This window comes from Nocardia anaemiae NBRC 100462 (assembly GCF_001612725.1).
Classification (GTDB): domain Bacteria; phylum Actinomycetota; class Actinomycetes; order Mycobacteriales; family Mycobacteriaceae; genus Nocardia; species Nocardia anaemiae.
Map to the genome: position 1 here is coordinate 1 of NZ_BDAZ01000053.1, position 19,953 is coordinate 19,953.

15 protein-coding genes and 1 pseudogene are annotated in these 19,953 nt (G+C 64.2%); 4 read left to right on the plus strand and 12 right to left on the minus strand.

What is annotated here, in order from left to right; genetic code table 11:
* The 10 genes and pseudogenes from NA5_RS40685 to NA5_RS27215 all read right to left on the minus strand — a co-directional run.
* Positions 1 to 269: pseudogene (locus tag NA5_RS40685) on the minus strand (hypothetical protein); the annotation flags it as partial.
* Complete coding sequence (locus NA5_RS27175; RefSeq protein WP_157110663.1) at positions 266 to 1,171, minus strand: hypothetical protein; 906 nt, start codon at positions 1,169 to 1,171, stop codon at positions 266 to 268. The pseudogene NA5_RS40685 and the gene NA5_RS27175, both read right to left, overlap by 4 nt.
* A gap of 52 nt (positions 1,172 to 1,223) precedes the next feature.
* Positions 1,224 to 3,578, minus strand: a complete 2,355-nt coding sequence (locus NA5_RS27180; RefSeq protein ID WP_157110664.1) for a hypothetical protein — start codon at positions 3,576 to 3,578, stop codon at positions 1,224 to 1,226.
* Between the two features lie 155 nt (positions 3,579 to 3,733).
* Positions 3,734 to 6,262: an ATP-binding protein gene (locus tag NA5_RS27185; protein ID WP_062991013.1), complete on the minus strand. Its 2,529-nt coding sequence runs from the start codon at positions 6,260 to 6,262 to the stop codon at positions 3,734 to 3,736.
* Positions 6,262 to 6,792 carry a hypothetical protein gene (locus NA5_RS27190; protein ID WP_174555277.1) on the minus strand — a complete coding sequence of 177 codons (531 nt, stop codon included), beginning with the start codon at positions 6,790 to 6,792 and terminating at the stop codon, positions 6,262 to 6,264. The genes NA5_RS27185 and NA5_RS27190 overlap by 1 nt, the downstream gene beginning before the upstream one ends.
* Positions 6,789 to 7,049, minus strand: coding sequence for a hypothetical protein (locus NA5_RS27195; protein WP_062991015.1), 261 nt, complete (start codon positions 7,047 to 7,049; stop codon positions 6,789 to 6,791). Before NA5_RS27195 ends, NA5_RS27190 begins: the two co-directional genes overlap by 4 nt.
* An 18-nt stretch (positions 7,050 to 7,067) precedes the next feature.
* A complete protein-coding gene (locus NA5_RS27200) occupies positions 7,068 to 8,120 on the minus strand; it encodes a conjugal transfer protein (RefSeq protein WP_245672424.1) in 1,053 nt (350 codons plus the stop codon).
* A gap of 78 nt (positions 8,121 to 8,198) precedes the next feature.
* Positions 8,199 to 9,350, minus strand: a complete 1,152-nt coding sequence (locus tag NA5_RS27205; protein ID WP_281201761.1) for a GAF domain-containing protein — start codon at positions 9,348 to 9,350, stop codon at positions 8,199 to 8,201.
* Between the two features lie 309 nt (positions 9,351 to 9,659).
* Positions 9,660 to 10,553, minus strand: a complete 894-nt coding sequence (locus NA5_RS27210; protein ID WP_062991019.1) for an ROK family protein — start codon at positions 10,551 to 10,553, stop codon at positions 9,660 to 9,662.
* 53 nt (positions 10,554 to 10,606) lie between these two features.
* Positions 10,607 to 11,056, minus strand: coding sequence for a hypothetical protein (locus NA5_RS27215; RefSeq protein WP_062991021.1), 450 nt, complete (start codon positions 11,054 to 11,056; stop codon positions 10,607 to 10,609).
* Positions 11,057 to 11,319: 263 nt separating this feature from the next.
* Here NA5_RS27215 and NA5_RS27220 point away from each other — a divergent pair, with 263 nt between their 5' ends.
* From NA5_RS27220 to NA5_RS27235, 4 genes are all read left to right on the plus strand, one after another.
* Positions 11,320 to 12,021 (plus strand): MerR family transcriptional regulator, encoded by a 702-nt coding sequence (locus NA5_RS27220; RefSeq protein ID WP_062991146.1) that lies wholly within the window; start codon positions 11,320 to 11,322, stop codon positions 12,019 to 12,021.
* Between the two features lie 340 nt (positions 12,022 to 12,361).
* On the plus strand, positions 12,362 to 14,497 hold the full coding sequence (locus NA5_RS27225; protein WP_157110665.1) for a hypothetical protein: 2,136 nt from the start codon (positions 12,362 to 12,364) through the stop codon (positions 14,495 to 14,497).
* Positions 14,498 to 15,292: 795 nt separating this feature from the next.
* A complete protein-coding gene (locus NA5_RS27230) occupies positions 15,293 to 15,889 on the plus strand; it encodes a TetR/AcrR family transcriptional regulator (protein WP_062991025.1) in 597 nt (198 codons plus the stop codon).
* Between the two features lie 106 nt (positions 15,890 to 15,995).
* The gene (locus tag NA5_RS27235; RefSeq protein ID WP_084484447.1) at positions 15,996 to 17,252 is read left to right on the plus strand and encodes a cytochrome P450; all 1,257 of its coding nucleotides are present in this window, start codon (positions 15,996 to 15,998) and stop codon (positions 17,250 to 17,252) included.
* A gap of 149 nt (positions 17,253 to 17,401) precedes the next feature.
* Here the strand turns inward: NA5_RS27235 and NA5_RS27240 are convergent, their stop codons facing one another.
* Both NA5_RS27240 and NA5_RS27245 read right to left on the minus strand, forming a co-directional pair.
* A complete protein-coding gene (locus NA5_RS27240; RefSeq protein ID WP_084484448.1) occupies positions 17,402 to 18,760 on the minus strand; it encodes a wax ester/triacylglycerol synthase domain-containing protein in 1,359 nt (452 codons plus the stop codon).
* Between the two features lie 262 nt (positions 18,761 to 19,022).
* Complete coding sequence (locus NA5_RS27245; protein WP_062991029.1) at positions 19,023 to 19,952, minus strand: aldo/keto reductase; 930 nt, start codon at positions 19,950 to 19,952, stop codon at positions 19,023 to 19,025.
* Between the last annotated feature and the right edge of the window lies 1 nt (position 19,953).

Consider the following 19,953-nt stretch of genomic DNA (forward strand, 5'->3'; position numbering starts at 1 on the left):
GCAGAACCACCCGGCGCCGGTGGCCCCTGCGGCGCCGCCGACACCCCATTCTGACCCGGCGCTGGTGATGCGCCGTTCTGCCCCGGTGACGTAGCGGATCCCGGATTCACCGGGCCGGTGCCCGTGCGCGGTGCGGCCTTGTGCCCCTGCTTACCCGACCACGGCGTCACCGGGCCGGACTGCGAATCACCCTCTCCCCCAGTGTCTTCGGTCGGCTCATCGACCACCTCGGCCTGGTAATCGGCAGGCCAGACCTCCGCGCTCGTCACGAATCACCCCCGAGCACTCGCTTGATTCGGACATCACGGCCGGTCGGCATCGACTGCTCGACGAACCGTCCGGAATTGGGATCATAAGTCATGACTTGCATTGCGCCGAGGGCGATTCCGGTTTTCGTCGGCGCATTGTTCTTATATTCCCAGAAGACCAGATCACCCGCCGAAACCGCGGCCGGGTCCACTCGCTGTCCGCATGCCGCTTGCGCCGCAATAGTTTTCGGAAGCACGATCGCCGCCTTCCCGACACTCGACGATTGTCCGCAGGCGGTACCGGCCGAACCCGGCTGCCGGGTCGTGCTAACGGCTGGCGGCGCGACCGAGGTGCCCTCCGGTGGTACAGCCGTCGGGTCACAGCGTCCGGTCACCGCGGCGGCCGAGGCCTGATAGATAACGTCGCGCGTGAGTCCCGCCGCACTCGAGGGTCCATTCGGTGCACCGTCCGCGCTCCCGGTCGATGCTGTCAGCGCGTGGTTGACGGCCAATTCGCGAGCACAGTCACCGAGCAATCCACTCATGGTCGTCTGCAGCGGCGGCAGTTGGTAAGGCGCGGTGTGGATCGCGCTGGCGCAGGCGCGCTGCCAGTCCGACGCCGTTGTATCATCCGGCGCCACAGTCAATTCCGCGTACGGGTTGGCAGTAGGCGCGGTGGAGGGCGCGGCTCCCGAGCCGGAGGCGGTGGCGCTGGTCGTGCGCGGTGCGGCGGTCTCGGTCAGCGATGGGTCAGGACCTACCGCACTGTCGCACTGATAGTGCAAGTCGGCCGAGATGGCCGAGGTCGTGCCGCCGACGACGAGCACCATGATCACGAGAAGCGAGCCGAGTCCCGACACCGCCGCCAGCAATATCCACGCCCAAGCGGGGATCATGGCGAGGAACATAAGCCGACCGATCATCGAATACCTCTCCGCCCAGGACGAGTACGTTTACCTTCCTATGGATATGGACCTAATTCCCAATCAGTCGGTCCACCTCACTCAATGTCGGTGTCCATTCTGGAATGTGACCACCGGATCCGCGTGGTGTCACCGTATTCGACAAATCTCCGGTACGACCCGAGCCGAAATGTTCTGACCGGACAGCCTGGTAGACCTGGTCACGTAGCTGACGGATATGCTCCGGATCGGCCACATTATGAACCAGCCTTTCAGTGGCAATCTGCGACCTCCTGGCATGCTCGTTCATAATCCACTGCTTCATGCGATCCGCCGTCGTCTCGTTAACACCAGCAGCCTGCAACCTGAGAAATTCGGCACTGGTGGACGTGGTGCCGTTTATCACATGGTTGAGCGCGTCCATCTTCGCTCGCGCCACACCAGCATTTGGGGAGACGATGTCATTATCCACATATTCCTGGACATAACTCAAATGCGGGGCAGCCAGATCGACGCCGCCCGCCCTAACTCTGCGGAATTCACGGGCCGCTTGCTGCAGGGTTCCTACATTGGACGCGACCTCTTCGGCACTGCCAGTACCACGGATCAGCAAGCGTGCTGAATTCTGGGTGTGCCGCAATGCGGCAGCCAAGAACGCCAGGTCGCGATCCTGCAGCGGTTCGTTGGCCGCAGACTGGGCGATAGTTGCCCGCGAGCGTGCCGCGAGCCGCGCCCTTTGCTCGTTTCTCGCACCGGCGCCAATCATGGCCCCGAATGAATCGGCCGCAGTGCCGCCGACATCGAGAACGCCTTGCACGGCTGCGGCATTGCCCAAGAATGAGTCCAGACCACCATATTCGGCAGCTTCCAGTCCGGCGTTAGTCGCAAAGAGTTCCCGGTTCATATACGACTGCGCATACCAGCCGTAGCGCCCACCGAACCGATCGTCCCCGACCCACACACCTCCCTGCGCCTCCGTCATTGCCCTTTTCAGCCTGGATTGCGGGTGGAACGATCCGGGAAGCCCCATCATCATCCACTCGGTCAATGGTGAGTTGGCAATCGTGCTGGCGCCACCCATCAGGGCCATCATCCCCATGCCCCCCATCTTGTGGCTCGCGCCGAATTGCCCCATGCCGAGAGCGGTCCCACCGCCACTGCCACCGCCTGCTCCGGCTCTGGCGCCGCCATTCTGAATAGCCAGCGCGAATCGGTTCGCAATCCAGTCGTTGCCCCGCTCCAGACTCGCGTTGAGGCGCTTCAACTGAAAGATGGCGACGATTTCCACGATCGCTCCGATGACGAACACCGACATGACCTGTCCGCCCGCCTGCCGGAACAGATTGCCGATAAACAGCTCGTAGACGCCGAGGAATATGACGAACGCGGCCATGCGTCCGGCCGAGACGAATCCGTGGACCACACAGCGAATCGTGAACGTCTGGGTCGGTCCGTATATGAATCCACCCGCGGCGAATCCGAATATCGTCATGAATCCGTAGTAGATCGAATCCAGCGCGGCCCAAATGACCTTGATGGCCAAATATGCGCCGAAAAGCAACAACACCAAACCAGACAACAGCAGCAGGATCCCGGCGCCGATTTGACCGACGCTCGGGTTATCGGCCGACGCATAGGCGGCGCTGTCCCCACACGACTTCATCCCATTCTTGACCCGGTCTTCATCACCGGCCATGACCCCGGCCGACCACGCCGCCTTACAGGTTGCCCGGTCATCCACCACATGCCCGAAGTTCCACACCTGCAACGGACGTCGCGCGAAATTGTCCGCCATATCGGCTTGCATCGTCCGGATCAACTGGTTCGGATTCGGATTGCTATTGCCGTTCAACCCGGCCGCCACCGAAATGCCCACATTCCGCCCCTGCGCCAGCAATCCGTCCGGCGCCAGGACTTCCGCCAGCGGCTCGGCCAGGAACAGCGGCCCGAGTATCGCCACCGCCACCATCGTCACGACCTGCATCGAGCCCTTGGCGAAATAGCCGCGCACGTAGAACACACCAACGGGGACCGCGCCGATCGCCACCGCGGTCATCAGCATGATCGGCGTCGCGATCTGCCCCGACAGAGCATGGGCCACGCCCTCCAGCGGCTTGCTGACAACCGTCAGCCAGCCGAAATCCAGGGTATCGGTGGGCAGCCAGATCCCGGTTGTCGTCAAAACCAGCCAGATCGCGAACAGCAAGATGATGACGAACGACATCACAATGTTGCCAGGGCTGAGGACACCGCCGCGATTAGTGGCGAACAGGTAGCTCGAGAGCTCGACCCCCGATGAGTCCTTGATTCGCATCCAGCTGAGCGCACTGTTGGGTGCGGACACGGTGCTCGTGCTGGTTTGCGCGCTGGCCAGCACCGCCATGATGCCCGGACAGATGAACAGCACGAGCAGAACAATGGTCGCCACGGTGATCCAGCGTCGACGGCGAGTCGCACCGATCCATTTGCGACATCGCCGGAAGACCGCGGACGGCCGCCACTGGACTGGATCGAACAGCTCCGCGTCCTGGCCCAACCCGAAGTCGGTCTCCCCCGATCGAATGCCGCGACCAGTAGCGAATCTCAACGCACTGCCTGTCTTTCCGAAATTGCCGTGCGGCTGCCCGCGGGAGCGCTCGGCGTACTGTTGATCGCGGCGGCGCGATCGATCCGGGCCGGACCGAGCACCTTGCCACGGCCGATCCGGTTCAGCGCGTCGCGCATGAACATCTCGCCGCGGCGTTCCTCCGGCACCTGACGACCGGCGCCGACCGGCGGGGAGGTTTCTTCGCGCAGGATCTGCAGCAGAAACGGCGCTTCCTCCAGATCCACGCCGAGCCATTCCAGACTGTTGCGGGCCAGGGTCTCATCGCGCTGCCGGAAGACGAACCGGTTCGGGATGAGATTGTGCGCGGCTCCCTGGAAGTCGGTCGCTGGATCATGCGAGGCCAACCCGATCGCCGCCAAATGCTTACGGCCGTCGCGGCTGAAGTCCGAGGTGACCGCCGAGCCGACCTGTGTCTGGGTGAAGTGGTGCGCCTCGTCCCCGACCAGCAGTCCGAACCTGCCGTTATCGGTGAGGAATGCCTCGCGGGCCGCGACACCGACGAGTTCGTACAGCGCGGTCCCGAGCCGTTTGGTCAGCGGCAATCGGTTGTAAAGGTGTGGGGTGGTGAGCTCCTCCGCGGTCGGCAGCGCCAGTTGGTGACTGCGCACGACCGTCGCAGCGGCGTTGAGCCGCAATGGTTTCAGTTTCGGGTCGAACAGCACCGGCACCCGCTCGACAACGGTGCCGAGGCGCGCCGCGAGATCGGCGTATTCCTCCGAATTTCCGGGCTGATCACGCAGCCGCCGCACGACATGGAACAGATCGAGCAGACTCCGAATACCGTGTTCGGCCATCCCCCGGATGGTCAATAGATTGCTGGCGGCCGCGCCCGCGCCGGAGGTCGGCGAGAGATCCAGCAGCGGCAGAATCGAGTCGAGCGCGCGCTCGCCCGCGATCCTCGGCTCGAACATGCGCAGTGGGTCCAGCGACACCGTCGGATTCGCCAGATCGATGACGACCGCGTTATCAATGGCGGTGGCGAAATGCTCCCATTCACCGACCTGGCTTCGGTCGATGGCCAGGAACTGCCCGCCCATATCGTGCACGAGCACCGCCATCAGCTTCAGGAAATACGATTTGCCCGACCCGAGTTCGCCGGTCACCGCGAACGATGCGGACAAGTCGTGCAGCGCGGCCTCCATGATGCCGAAATGTATCGGCTCGTATTGGCCGGACAGCAGGTTGATCCCGATCACCGGGCCGCTGTCGTCGCCGATCTGGCTGGTGATGAACGGCACGAATCCGGCCCACATATCCGATGGCACAATATGGGCGAAGTCGTCGAACGCCCGGCGTGGCGGGCTCCCGGGGACCAGCATCGACCACAGATCGACCTGCGTACCCAGCGGTGCGGTCATCTCCACCTGGAACCGCTTATAGCGACGCTTGAGCATATTCACCGCGTCCATCGTCACTTCGCGCGAAGGTCCGCCGATGGCGATGACGGTAGTGAAGGACACCTCCGACTCACCACCGTTCACCTCGAAATGCTGGTTGTATTCACCCAGCATTTGCGCCTTCGAGGTCAGCGTATTCTGCGCAAACGAAACCTCCTGGTCGCGCTGATCCATCTGTTCGCCCAGTCGACGCAGGCTCAGTTCATTATTCTTGAGTACCTGGTCGGCCGGTTTGGTGGAAACCCGCATGCCCCAGTCGACCGTGACATCGCCCAGGCCCTCCAGAACATTCAGAAATTCGCTGCCACCGGGAAAACGCATACCGGCGTACGGAAAAGAATGTGGAGTCAGCATCGCCTGATAGGACGGGCGATATTCGTAATCCGGCTGTACCACCTTGATCACCGGAACGAACGACGGTCGTATCCGCCGTTTGCTGTCGCCTTGAGCGCCTTCATCCAACGCCGCCGAACTGAACACCGCCGCCGTCGCATCGTCCAGCACACCAGCGCGCGTCGGGGCCACCGGGTCGCCCGCGGCGCCACGCGACAGATAATGTTCCCAGAGCCATTGGAATAAGGCGGCCGGTACCGGAATCGGATCGAAATCGCCGCCGATCCGGGAAAGGATTTCGTTGGCTTTTTCGTCGTAGGCATCCAATTCGGCCCGCGAGATTGCCGTCGCATCGATCGTCGTGGTACTGCCCCGCCACATCCGCGATATCGCCGACATACCGGAGTTCGCGGCACCGACTGGAATTGTCAGCAAAAAAATCCGGGTCTGCGGTGCGATCGCGCGGACCCGCTCGAACGATGCGACCACCTCGTCCGCGTAGTCTTCGCATTCGTCGAGATCGACGCCCTCCACCATCTTGGTCAATACATCGATCGTGTTCAGCCGCGCCTGGATACCGAGTAGGAGCGAACCGCTCGGCAGGCTGTTGATCAGGGCGTGGTGCGCCATCTTTACGTCGTGCTTGTCGCCCGCTTTACGCAATCCGTAGCCGAGCGGATTGATGAAGTAGGTCGCGGTGACCAGACCCGAATGGGTGAATTGCAGATTCCCGCGAATCGCGGCGGTGGGCTGCAGATCTCGTCCGAACGCCATCAGCGGCTCCCTTCCGATGTCGAGCCGCCGTTGCCGTTCATTCGATCGCGCAAGTCGGCGCCACTACCGCCCGCGCCGATGACCTCGAGCAGCCGAATCTCCGATTTCGAAGTCGTCGCCGCCTCGGTCGGCCGATCCGGCAGAAGCAGGACGACGGACTCTTCGATGAACATGGTCTGACGCGCCGACTCCGCGGTGACCGGCATACCGGAGGCGGACACCGGCTTGCGGTACACGATGAGCCGACCGACCCACAGTGCTCGGGAGGTCATGCGCACGCCCGTATACGGCACCAGCCCCAGCGCGAAGACGACCGCGATCGTCACGACCAACCCAACCAGGAAGGTCACCGCCGGGTTGACCGGAAATGTCATCGCGCATACCGAGGTGATCACCATCAACACCACCGCTCCCGCGACCTGCGGCAGGGTGTACGGTCCGAACGGCAGTTTCTGCCCGTTCTGGGCCTTGCCGATCATGGTGGGAACCCGTTTGATCGGCGTGAAGACCTTGATCACCTGTTGACTCATCGATAGCCACCGATGGGGTGATCGGGAACAACGATGTTGGAATCGGTGCGCGCGTAGTTGACCAGTGTCGGGAGTATCCAGAACAGGACAGCGGCCAGCAGCGCCGATCCGGCGACGGCGAGGATTTTCGCGGGCGACAGCTTGGATTTGGCCGCCTCGGATATCAGCACACCCATGCTCAGGATGGTGATCAGGATCAGGCCCGCCCACCGGACGAAGATCAGGATGTTGTACAGGATCGCGCTCAAATTACCCATGGCCGTGCCTCTTTCGTATCAGTTCTGGGTGGCCCGCGGAATCTGCACCGTGGTCGACGGCACCGACGTCGTCGAGCTCGGCGCACCTGCCCGCGGGTTCTGCTGGTCGGCGATAACGGCAGGCGGGTTGGTCATCGCGGGTACGGAATCGACCGACTGCACCTGCCATTGGCCACCATCGCGGACCATGGTCAGCGGATAGGCGAGCGTCGCGACCGCCCCGCCGTCGGCCTTGGGATTGACGGTGACGAGCACCTGCGCGCTGGAACGCGCTGTGCCACAACTGTTGTCGTCCGAGGTGACCGCTACGGTCTCCACGGCGCTGAACGGGGCCGGTTTCAGCGCGGCGATACCGGCATCCAGGGTGATGTAGCGGCCTACATCGCCATTACCCGTCAGATAGGTGGTCAGAAAGCCCGAAGCCACTTGCGCGAGCGGCGTATCCGCGGTACACGGCGAGGAGTACGCCTGCGCCAGATCGGCGCCCCGGCTGGGCGGTTCGACCAGGGCGGGCAGCGCGAGCGCCCGCAGTCGACCGTTGAGCACCGACACGCCGACCCGATAGAACTGGCGGACGTCCGCACCGGTGCTGTTGCTGCTGCTGTTGTTGACCGAGGTGCCGGTAGTGCTGCTGCTGGCAGTCGGGGCGGACTTACCCACCTTGACCGATACGGTCACCGACCAGATCTCGAGCGTGTCGAAACTGCCGACGCGCGATACAAACACAACGGCAGGATCGGATACCGGCCGGGCCGTCGCGGGCAGCGTGATCTGCTGCGCACTGGCTCCGACATATTCGCCGAGCCGATCCTGTTGTCCGGCAACGGAACTCAAGTAAGTCATAATGAACTGCTGGGCGAACGAGCCAGCCAATTGCGCACGCCCGATCGTCCCTGGTGTCGCACTGTCGGACGGCGGCGGCGGATCGGAGGCGAAGAAATCGAGGATCGCGTGCCCGCCGCCGAGTACGGCCAGCACCGCGAACACCGCGACGATCACATTGTCACGACGGCGGCGTGCGACCATTCGGCGAAGTAATTCATCGCCCGAATCCGTCGATCTGCCAACCATTGTCCGCACTCCCGAAATGGTAGAGAGGCACCATCATTTCCAGCCCCCGCCATCGTTCCCAATGTTGGGGACAGCGGATCAGTACACAGGGCTACGTTTCAAGCGATGTTCGAGTCGATACTGCAGCTGATCGTCGTACCCGATCGGCGCGTGCCCCTGCGGGGTTTCCAGCGCGGGGCGCCCGGATTCCAGCATCGGCATGTCGTCGGCGACGCGCACCAGCTGGGCGATCGCGAGTTGCCGACTCGGATAACCCGGGTACGGGTACAACAGCAGCGACGTCGGGGTGTAACCACCACCGTAGTTGAGGGCCCGCACCGTGACTCCCGCCGTATCGCCGGATTGCAGCCGATCACTCAGCGCCATCAAACGAACGCGGTCATCCGGATGGAAGACATCCACCGGCCGGAACAGATAGTCCCATCGAATCCAGGGCGCGGGATCGGTGAGCCAATGCGAGATGCTGGCGCGCTCGGTCTGGATGATCGCAAGATGAGTTCCGGCCCGACGGTGGGCTTCTCGCAATCCGACCCGTTCCAGCGTCGGCCACTCGGACAGCTCATTGTCGGAGGTGACGTCCTCGATCAACAACCACGCGCCATGCGTGCGAGCATCGTCACGCGCCCGGATACTGATCCGCCACCGCCCGGGTCGCTCGGGACCATCGGTCACCGTGACCTCGAACTGAAGCTTGTCACCGGCCTTCGGACTGTAGAGCAGATCCAGGACCTCGGCATGTCGATTGAAGGCCGAGATCCGGTGGAACAATTCCGCGATCGACATCACCGGCACATGCTGTTCGGCCGAATTCCCCGTCAGCCGGGTCGCACCGATCGGCTGCTGAATGGTCTGGGTCTCGAGGTCCCAGATCGCACCTACCGCGGGCGGTAGTTCCGGACAGGTCGTCGCCGTGGAGCCCATCCACAAACGGACCGCGTGCACATCGCCACCCGGCCCGAACACCGGTCGGATCCGCAGCGCGTGCGGTCCCGCACCGGTTGGGAGCGTCAGATCCACGTCCTCGGCTTCGTCGCGCGCCGCCCGGATCGCATCGATCAGGCTCCGGGTCTTGAGGCTGTCGTAGAGCGCCGGAGTCCGCGCCATCAACCGTTGCAGCACTCGCTGCCAGTCGGCGAATCCACGCGGTGCGTCTCCGACAGATGCCACCGACATCGCCTCGGGCGTCAAAGTCTCGATCGTTATCCATGGATTTACTGCGCCACTTGTCATCGCACTGCCCGTACCAACCGTTCGTCGGAAGCCGCCACCTGTGTGTGACACGGATAATGTACCGCTATATAACGGCTCGTTCAACAGGTTTGCGGATGTCGACATCACTTGCAGTCTGCATGACGGGACCAACTGACGTTGAGCGAGCGGACGTTTCTTAACGTCCGCTTAAGAACGCATCGATACGCGTCAGAATTCCCACAGCTCAGCACAGTTCGCGCCGATGCGGACACAGCGCAGCGCACGGCCTGAGACCAGCGACGAATGCACTGGTCTCAGGCCGTGATCGCAAGCCGCAATCGCGACGGGCTAGCCTTCCGCCGCCGTCAGGGCCAGCACACCGGCACCGGCCAGCACCCCCACCGCGCCGAGTTCCGATGGCACCACGCGCAATCCGGTCAGATTGCCGAGCCGTGCATGCGTCGCTACGGCAGCACCGAGGGCCTTCCATAGCGACGTGCCCGGCACCGCCAAACTGCCACCGAGGACGACCAAGTCCAGGTCGAGCAGCGCGGCCACCGAAGCGACCGCGCGGCCGAGCGCCGTTCCGGCCCGGGTCAGCGCGGCATCGGCGAGTTCGTCGCCCGCACGCGCTTGACCGACCAGGTCGTCGACCGACGTGCCCTGCCAGCCTTGTGCGCGTGCCCATTTCACTGCCGAGATTCCGCCTGCCACTGCCTCCAGACAGCCACGGCCCCCGCATTCGCAGCGCTCATCGAAGCCTGGCACCAGCACATGGCCGAGGTTTCCCGCGTTTCCGGTCCGACCGACCACGGTGAATCCACCGACCATGACGGCGGCACTGATCCGGTCCGAGACCATAACCGCAAGCGCGTCGAGTACGTCGTTCGTCGCACCGAAGTTACGCTCGGCCAAGCCGAGGCACACGCCGTCGAGCGCCAACAGGACGAGGGCACCCGGAAACAGCTTCTCCACCGCGGATACGATCGCGAAACCAGTCGCCCACTCGGCGATTCCGGGCGGCGCCACGACACCGGCGGCCATATCGAGCGGCCCGATCGAACCGATTCCCACCCGGGTCACATCGTTCCCGCCAGCCGCCTCGAGCAGCAGGTCACGGCAGGTATCCCAGGCCGCGCGGGCCGGGATCGGGACTCGTCGGATCTCATCCTCGCCGACATTGTCGGCTACCCGACTCGCCGCGAAACCGTCCGGACCGATCTCCAGAGCCAACATCGTCATGAGTTACACACCGCCAGAATGAAGTCCGTCGTGAACAGTGCACGAAGCATAGGTCAGTGTGCGCCGGTTCCGGTCGGTTCCAGCCTCCGACCGAGCACAATGTGACGGCGCGGGGCCGCAGGAGCGGGTTCGGCTGGGGCCGGGCGCGAGCCGGTTCGAATGATCCGCAGCGGGCGCTTGTGGTCGATGGGAGTTATGCGATGACGATCCAGGTCCGAAACGACCTTTCCCGCGCTGTCATAGGGCACTCCGGCCCAGATCATCGCGCGGGGGCCGGTACCGCGCTCGATGAGCGTCTGCGCCAGTTGTTCACATTTCGCGAAGACCGGGCAGCTCTCGCAGATTCGCATCGCCGCGCGCCAAGAGTCCGGAGTGCCGACGTCCAGGTCCCAGTCGTCGGGCCCGTCCGCGCAGGGTGGCCGATGGGCCGACCCATTGGGAAGTGTCGAAACCTTTACTGTCGCGATGGTTTCCACGACGAGGGAAGATTGCGTGATGCTCATAGCCGTCTCCGGGGATGCCGAGGGCGCGCCAACTCCGTTGTGCGGGCCCATTGGTCGGGCGGTCATCAGGGCTGCTCAACAGTCCCCGGAAGGGCCAGCATGTACTGGTCTACGCACGTTAACCCACGATTGCCCAACTCGGCAATCGTTTCTGCCGCTACTTAACGGCACGTTGACCAACATGTGATCCTGGCGTATCGTTAGTTAACGGTACATTTGTTCGCGGGCCATCCGCTTGGGGCGAATTGTGGTTTCCTATGGATATGGCTGTTGAGTCCGAGTACACGATCGACGAACTGGCGCGGGCGGCCGATACCACCGTGCGCAGCGTCCGCGTGTACCACGAACGAGGACTCCTTCCCTCCCCCGATGTTCGGGGGCGCATCGGCTATTACGGGTCGGATCACCTCAACAGACTGCAGACGATCAGTCGTCTGCTCAGTCGGGGCATGAAGTTGAACGGGATTCGGGAACTGCTCGAGGCCTGGGATCGTGGTGACGGATTGGCGGAGGTGCTCGGTGTCAACGACCAGCCCGTCTCCGAGCCGACGACGGTCGCCGCGCCGGGATCTCCCCGGGCGCAGCGCAAGCAGGCGCCCCCGGAACTTCCGGAGTATGTGCAGCAGGCACTCGCCGCCAGCGACGATCCGCACGACGCCTACCGGGTGACAAATCCGCGCTGCGCCGACCTCACCACCCGACTCGTCGACGCGGGCATCCCCGCGCGCGACGCCTTCCAGTTGGTCGAGCGGCTCAGAGCCGATTGCAATCAGATCGCCGATCAGTATGCGACCCAACTGTTCTACTTCCTGGCGGGCCAGGCCTATGAACAGTCCGGGCGCACACCGAAGGACCGCGCAAAACTCGAATCGGAGTTGGCCATCGCCCGGCTGATCGCCACGCGCGCCACATCGGAGCTGATCGATCAGGCCTTCGCCAGACATTCCGAACTGCCGCCCGCCTGATATCGAATTACTCACAAAATTCGATGTGCTGTCGGTAACAGTCGCTGGGATACCATCCGAATTCGATTACGAATCATCCTGAGCCCAATGGGTTTTCGGTGTTCGACCAACGATTACGTTTGTATGCGTGTTGGGGCGATCGGATAATCTCGTTGGTACGCGACTCGTATCGGGCAGGTCAGATCGCCCAAATGCGCTGTCGGACTGGGAATTCTGGGATACAGCGCGGTGGCGGCCGCGTGCCGTGATCCGGCGATGCGGTTATTGGATCGGCGCGACTCGGCTGCGCCGAATAACGGCCCGGTTGCTACTCGTCGTATTCGCGCTATTCGTTGTTCCCATGACGATCGGCGCGGCGGCGACGGCGCAGACGGGAACCGCGACCACGGGATCATCGACGATCGATGGCGTCGGCTGGATGAATGTCCGGGATTCACACGGAGTTCCGCTGGCCAATTATGTCTTCGCCACGAATCACGGCAGCATTCTCCATCCCGGAAATGCCGCGTTGTCCTCCGCGCTCGATCTGGAATTCGCGGGGTTCATGGCCACCGAGGTCACCGGCATCTGGGTGATCGACTACGTGGTGAGCTTTCGCTGGCTCGACCTGATCGCGCAGCCGTTGACCCGGGTCGCCGACACACTCGCCGGGCAGGTCGGCACGCCCCTCATCCTTGTACTCGCGGTGACCATCGGCGCAGTACCCGTGGGCTGGTTCATCGTCCGCGGATACTTTTCCAAGGCCACGCTTCAGGTCGTAACGATGATCGGTGTCGCCTTGTTCAGCGTGCCCTACCTGGCACATCCGATGGCCGATGTGCTTTCTTCGGACGGATTGCTGGCACAGGGACGTGACGTCGGGGTGGCGGTAGCCGCGGGCCTCAACGGCCAATCGAACCCGACCCCGACTGTGGTCGTCGATTCGATAGAGGGCACGCTCGCCGACAACTTCGTGCGTTATCCGTTGCAGGTGTGGAACTTCGGCCATGTCGTGGACGACTCACCGGCGTGCCGAGCCGCGTGGTCGGAAGGGGTATTGGCCGGTAGCGATGACAAGGTCACCAGCGGTCTGAAACGTTGCGGCGACGTCGCGGCATACGCCAAGAGTCAGAATCCCAATGCGGGTCAGATCTGCACCGGGCTGCTATTGCTGGTTTTCGCCGCTGTGCTGCTGATGTTCGGCGTGTATCTGTCCGGAAAGATCGTGGTGGCCGCGGCGGAGGCGATCTATCACGCGTTCATGGCCATCTTCGGCTTCGCCGCAGGCGGATACGTCTATGGACCGAGCCAGACCTTCCTGCTACGCAATCTGGTTGATGCCTTCGTATCGGCGGGGAAGATGATCGCGTTCACCGTGTATCTCGGCATCTACGCCCTGGTCCTCGGCGATGTGTTCAAACAGGCGCAGGGCCACGGCATCGCGGTGATCTTCATCGGTGGATCGTTCATGATCATCGGAATCGTCTTGCTACGTCGGATGAGCCGCGGCCTTGCCGCCGCGCCCGCCCGGATAGCTGGTCGGATCAGTGGTGTGCTCGCGACCGGACACGCGGCCCAAGCCAGTGGTGGCGGAGGTAGCGCCATGATGGGACCGGGCGGCAGTATGTCCGGAACCCAGCGCCTCATAACCGGACTCGCGGCGCTCAACACTGTGAACGCCTCGCCGGTGACCGAATATTTGATGGGCCGCAGGCGCGCGCCGTTGAGTTCCCGCTCGCGGCTGCGCCAGGAAGCGGAACTCGCCAATATGGTGCAGGCAGCGGAGGCGGGGCGCTTCGGCTGGATCCGCAATTACTACCGGACGCGCGAGCAGATCATCGACTCCGCGCGATCGGCCGCGGCGGCGTATGGCCACACCCCGATGGGCGCCGCCGTCGCGGTGGACCGGGTGATCGACCGCGGCGGCGGCCTCGGTGATGCCGAAGCGGCTTTGTTCAGTGCAGGATTCACCGACAAGGAAATGCGGACCAACGCGATCAAGGCCTACAACTACCGCACGAGTTGGGGACCGAATATGTGGGACGGGGACAAGCATGTCGGGCAGGCGATCGCCTCGCTCGGTGTGCTCAAGTTGGGCGAAACACCGGCCAATGTCGCGCTGTTCAAGCGGACCGCGCACCGGCTCGCGCAACGCCGCTTCGCCGATCCCGATCTTCAGTTCAGCAGTTTCACCGCGCCGGAGCAGCAGTTCCTACGCGACTACTTCAACAACCCGACCGAACCGGTCATCCATGCGATTCGGGATGTCGTGTCGGGTACCGGGAATTCGTTGCCCAACCTGCCCGGCACCGTGACCCGGGAGCGGGCCGCGCTCATGAACAGGTTCATCAATGTGCACCTGAGTCGGGAGTACCTGGCGGCCGCCGAAGCCGAAGACTTCGCGGCGGCGTCCGGAATCCTGCAGAAGATGGCACTACCGGAGTACTGGACCGGCAGCAGCACTTTGACGCCGTCGAAGGCGATACCGACGTTCTAGGAGTACACAGCGGAAAAGCCGTGCTCGACAGGAGGATTCCTATCGAGCACGGCTTCGAACAGCCGCATCGGCATGACGGTGAGCCACGTCGGCACCCAGCCCGCCGCGGCGAGCGGGCGGGGTCGGGATCCATTCGAGTTGCGTCTAGGCCTCGAAATGGTTACGCCACAACAGCTTCGGTGAGTCGGTCAAAGCGTCCGTCGGCGCGATCACCACTCAGGACCGAGCCAGTGTAAGAATCTGCGCTGCTTCTCCCGCGCGCTCCGCCGAGGATCCACCGGAGCGAATACCGCACCGATATTTCACACGGCCGACATTATCGCCACGAAGGCAGGCGAATTCGGTAGTTGGGTGACACCACGTCACCCGCGCCGACGCCATTCTTCCAGCTGACCGAATGACAAGACCGGATCCGCATCGGCGGAAACTAGAAACGGCCGATCGCAGGCATCCATCAATTGTCTTTCCGATGGCGCAGGATGGTATCCCACTCCCGTTGCGGAATTCGAGATTCCGCAATCGGGAGTGGGGTCACGAACGGCACCCATCGCAGGTCGCGGCAGTTGTCCCCGGCACCTCCCGGCAAGGGGGAACAAGAGGTGAGCAATGGAACCCGAAGGGCTGCGCGACCAACGCCTTTCCGCATCGTGACGTCTCCAGCACCACATCGAGGTCCAATTCTTAGCGGTGCCAGGTGCGCAACAGTACCGCCACAAAGCGGTCGCTTGCACAATCCTCGTTCCCATTTTTGGGAACGCGACTTACGCTGCACTGTCTGGATCAACCGGAGGACGCATGTCTGATCAGAACGAGCCGGTCGGCCGCAAAAGGGATGCGGCCGCGACGCGACTCGCCATATTGGCGGCGGCACAACAGCTGTTCGCCGAACGCGGCTACGAGCGCGCCACCGTGCGCGAGATCGCGGCACGCGCCGGGGTGAATCAGGCGCTGTTGTTCCGGTACTTCGGCAATAAGGACGAGCTGTTTCGTGCATCGATAGCGGATCGGGGGCGGCGCGTGCTCGAGGAGGGACCCGCCGAGGCGCTGCTCGGCCGCCTGTTGGCACGCGCGCTCGAGCCGACCGACTCTGCGGCACAAGGACATTGGCTCCAGGCCGCGCTGCGTTCGAGCGGACATGACGAGGGCGCGGCCGCGGTGCGGCGGGAACTGGGTGACGAATACGTGCGCGCGCTCTGCGCGCTCACCGACGGTCCGGACGCCGAATTGCGCGCCGATCTGCTGCTGGCCTGGTTGCTCGGTATCGGTTTGGTCCGCTCGGTCCATCGCCGAGACCCATTGGCCAGCGCCGATCCGGCGGCGATTGCCGAACATGTGCTGCACGCCGCGCGGGTGCTGCTGGAACGAGTGGATGTGAATTTTCCACCGTCATAACGGGATTCATCCGTTGACGCGGCGACGCACGCTCCCTACCATCAGTTGTAAGCACTCGCTTACATCGCTTGGACACCTACCGTCCGCGTCGCGGAAGGGAGATCTGATGAGGGCAGCGTCGCGCAGCGATTCGATAGGTGGCGGCGGTCGGACGACCGGTGGGCCTGTCGACCACGAGGTACGCAGCTTCCCCTTCAGCACCCCGGTCCGTTTGGATATCGATCCCCTCTACGCCAGGCTGCGCCGCGAAGAGCCGATCAGCCGCGTACGACTCCCATATGGCGGTGAGGGTTGGCTGGTCACCCGCTACGAGGACGTCAAACAGGTACTCGCCGATCCCAGATTCAGCCGCGCCGCGGCGGTCGAGCGGGAGGATATTCCGCGCACCACACCGGAACCCGCGCGCCGCGATTCGCTGCTGAGTATGGATCCGCCGGAACACACCCAGCTGCGCAAACTGGTGGTCAAGGCGTTCACCGGCCGCCGGGTGCAGGCATTGCGCCCGCGCGCCCAGCAGATCGTGGACGAGCGGCTCGATGAAATCGAGCGCTGCGGCCCGCCCGCGGATCTGGTGCGACTGCTCGCCTTGCCGCTGCCGGTCACCGTGATCTGCGAAATGCTCGGCGTCCCACCGCAGGACCAGCACCGATTCCGAGAGTTCTCCGATACCGTGCTGTCCACTACCGCGCACACCCGCGAACAGATCGGCGCCGCGCGCGCGGGCCTCGAGGCATACCTCGCCGAACTGGTGGCGCAGCGCCGCGAAGAACCGACCGACGATCTGCTCGGCACATTGGTCGCCGCACGCGATGACGAGGACCGGCTCAGCGAGAGGGAGTTGGTCAACCTTGGCATCGGCTTGCTCATCGCGGGGCACGAGACCACCGCCAACCAGATCGCCAACTTCACCTATGTGCTGCTCACCGAGCCGGACCGCTGGGAATTGCTTTGCGGCAGAACGGAACTCGTCCCGAGGGCGGTAGAGGAACTGCTGCGCTACGTCCAATTGGGCACGGGCGGTTCCTTTGCCAGGATCGCCACCGAAGACCTCGAACTCGGTGGTGTCGAGATCCGGTCCGGTGAGTCGGTATTCGTCAATACCCAGGCCGCCAACCGGGACGACACCGTCTTCGACGATCCCGAAGACTTGGACCTGACCCGAGAACGCAACCCGCACATGGCCTTCGGGCACGGCGCACACCACTGCCTCGGCGCGCAACTGGCCAGGGTGGAGCTGCAAGTGGCGCTCGGATCGCTGCTGCGACGGTTCCCGACCCTGCGCCTGGCCGTGCCGGTCGACGAGGTGCCGTGGAAAACGGGCCTGCTCGTGCGCGGACCGAAGGCACTCCCGGTGGCCTGGTAAGCATCTCTCCCGATGCGACAGACCGCCGCGATATAACGTCGCAGCCCCGCGCATCTGCTGTCGAGGCGCGCACCAATCGCGGGGGCGCAAACACGCGCGGCGGGCGAATCGGTGCGCGGGACAGCCTCAGGCCGCGCGGCTGCTGGTTGTCAGTCTGTGAGGGCGGCAGCGAGTTCTCGGCACGATTCGCGCAGGATCTCGCAGTAGTCGTCCAAGTCGGGGACTATCTCGGGATCGCATGCCACGGATACGGTGAAGGTGTCGCCCGCGCCGACGAACGAATGCGCCAATCCGATTTCCGGATACACCGGCGGCAGCATGCCCGCGAAGCGAAACGGCTTGCCCGACAGTGACCATTCGGTGGTCGGCTCGCATCGGATGCTGGTCAGGATGGTGTGTGCGTACGCAGGGGCGTCCGGGTCAGCGGGCGCGAGCGTACCGAATCGCGTTCGATAGGTGCGGCTGGGCAACAGGTCGATAAGTGCGAGCCGATTGAGTTCCCGGCGCGCCGACGGCGAATGGCGGCGCACCCGGAGTGTGGCGTCGACCGCCCGCGCCCGAGCGACGAGATCGGGTTCCGCCGCGGCCAGCGCGACCGCATCGGCGCCGACATGATTGACCCCCATGACCGGTGCGTCGGGCACCGCGACGGTCACCAGTACCGCGAGATCGTCGGGACACGACCCGTCCCGCTTTTCGAGATAGCGCTGCATGGCGCGAGATATCGCCGTCAACCCGACGGCCGTCACCGTGATCCCCGGCGCACGGACGACGCTCAGTTCCAATGGAATCGTCCGCATGGCGCGCCCCGGCCCGATCCGGCGGTTCAGCACGGTCGCGGTGACCGGTGGCGTGTTCGGCCCGCCCTCGTCGTTTTCCCGGGCGATCCGGCGCATCTCACGCCGGACGCGCACATTGAAACGCAAGGCCTGCAACGGCCAGCGCAGCGCACCGACCACGGCGCCGAGCGCCGGGCGCGGACGGCGCGTGGCCGGACCCTGTCCGTCGATCCGCAACGGCGCCGAGGCGAACAGCGCCTCCGATAGCGAGGTCATCGCCGGACCCGCGATCAGCGCATGACTGACGTGGATCAGCACGACGGTGCCCACACCGCTGAGCGTCGCGATACCGGTGACGTTCGGAAATACGTGGAGCTGCCAGGCACTGACCCGAGCGTCCAGCGGTTGCTCGAGAATGCGCCCCATCTCGTCCTGGCACTGCGCCCAATCCAATTGCGCCGCAGCATGAGTGAGAATGTGGGCGTCGATCGGACTCTCGTCGGCCACCCAGAACGGATGCCCGAGCCCGCCGGGCACCTCCCGGACCCGACGGCGCAGCGGTTCGAGCAGTTCGGCCCGCGCACCGAAGTGGTCGGCGATATCGGCAGCGGTCAGCGGCGCATCGCCGTTGTCGAATACCCACCACATCGGCCAGTCGGTAACCCGACCCGAGCGGGCCAAGTAGTAGTAGGCGGCGTCATTGGCCACCATCTGTGCTTCGTACATCATGCTGCTCTCGTCGATCCGATTGCTGCACTATGCCATCCGTCCCGGGCCAGCACGTCTGCCGGAACCGCATCAGGTTCGGGCGACCGATCTTCCGGGTCCCGGCTTTATCCCCGGGCACCCACCGCTTCCTCTGGTGCCGTGTCCAGATAGCTTCTGCCGTATCGCTGCCCGGCCGCGAAGTTCCGTCGAAAGTAGTCGAATGGTCGCCCACATAGAATTCGACCGCCCTATCACTACGCTCGGCGAGCTGCCGGAGGCGGCACTAACCGCGCGACACTTTCGGCAGGAGTGACCGCCAACCACGGGCACCACCCGATGCGGGGGTGCTCACGGCGGACAGTGCGGCGAATTCGTCGTCGGTGAGTGTGATGGTGGCGGCGGCGGTGTTCTCCTCGAGATGCGCCACGCTGGAGGTCCCGGGAATGGGCAGGATGACCGGCGAGCGGCGCAGTAGCCAGGCGAGCGCGAGCTGGGACGGACTGGCATCGTCGCGCGTGAGGGAATCCAGTGGACCGCCCGGACGCGCGAGATCGCCGGTGGCCATGGGGAACCACGGGATGAAGGCGATGTTGTTCGCCTCGGCGTAGTCGAGCACGTCCTCCGCGCTGCGGTTGGCGAGGTTGTACTGGTTCTGCACCGAGACGATATCGGCGATCTTGCGGGCCTTGTCGAGCTGAGCGACACTCACCTCGGACAGGCCGATATGCCGGATCTTGCCCTCTTGCTGCAGCGACACCAGCTCACCGAGCTGGTCGGCGAGCGGCACCTGCGGGTCGATCCGGTGCAGCTGAAACAGATCGATGCGCTCGACGCCCAAGTGGCGCAGGCTCAATTCCAGCTGTTGACGCAGATATTCGGGGCGCCCGATCGGCACCCACTCACCGGGACGGGGCCGGGCCAGCCCGGCTTTGGTCGCGATGACCAGGTCGTCCGGATACGGGTGCAGTGCCCGGCGGATGAGCGTCTCGCTGACGAAGGGCCCGTAGGAATCCGCGGTATCGATGAGGGTGATACCGAGCTCGACGGCACGACGCAGCACCCGCACGGCCTCGTCCGGGTCCTTCGGGTCGCCCCATACACCGTCACCGGTCAGCTGCATTGCGCCGTAGCCCAGGCGCGTGACCGGTAGGTCACCCCCCAGGGCGAAGGTACCCGAGGCGGTCGCGGGACGGGACTGGGCTTCGGCGGACATA

Coding starts and splice junctions, on each gene's coding strand:
- NA5_RS27205 (WP_281201761.1), bottom strand. CDS start 9,350: ATGACAAGTGGCGCAGTAAATCCATGGATAACGATCGAGACTTTGACG.
- NA5_RS27225 (WP_157110665.1), top strand. CDS start 12,362: ATGACGATCGGCGCGGCGGCGACGGCGCAGACGGGAACCGCGACCACG.
- NA5_RS27220 (WP_062991146.1), top strand. CDS start 11,320: ATGGCTGTTGAGTCCGAGTACACGATCGACGAACTGGCGCGGGCGGCC.
- NA5_RS27175 (WP_157110663.1), bottom strand. CDS start 1,171: ATGATCGGTCGGCTTATGTTCCTCGCCATGATCCCCGCTTGGGCGTGG.
- NA5_RS27245 (WP_062991029.1), bottom strand. CDS start 19,952: ATGTCCGCCGAAGCCCAGTCCCGTCCCGCGACCGCCTCGGGTACCTTC.
- NA5_RS27190 (WP_174555277.1), bottom strand. CDS start 6,792: ATGAGTCAACAGGTGATCAAGGTCTTCACGCCGATCAAACGGGTTCCC.
- NA5_RS27230 (WP_062991025.1), top strand. CDS start 15,293: ATGTCTGATCAGAACGAGCCGGTCGGCCGCAAAAGGGATGCGGCCGCG.
- NA5_RS27235 (WP_084484447.1), top strand. CDS start 15,996: ATGAGGGCAGCGTCGCGCAGCGATTCGATAGGTGGCGGCGGTCGGACG.
- NA5_RS27195 (WP_062991015.1), bottom strand. CDS start 7,049: ATGGGTAATTTGAGCGCGATCCTGTACAACATCCTGATCTTCGTCCGG.
- NA5_RS27215 (WP_062991021.1), bottom strand. CDS start 11,056: ATGAGCATCACGCAATCTTCCCTCGTCGTGGAAACCATCGCGACAGTA.
- NA5_RS27200 (WP_245672424.1), bottom strand. CDS start 8,120: ATGGTTGGCAGATCGACGGATTCGGGCGATGAATTACTTCGCCGAATG.
- NA5_RS27240 (WP_084484448.1), bottom strand. CDS start 18,760: ATGATGTACGAAGCACAGATGGTGGCCAATGACGCCGCCTACTACTAC.
- NA5_RS27185 (WP_062991013.1), bottom strand. CDS start 6,262: ATGGCGTTCGGACGAGATCTGCAGCCCACCGCCGCGATTCGCGGGAAT.
- NA5_RS27210 (WP_062991019.1), bottom strand. CDS start 10,553: ATGACGATGTTGGCTCTGGAGATCGGTCCGGACGGTTTCGCGGCGAGT.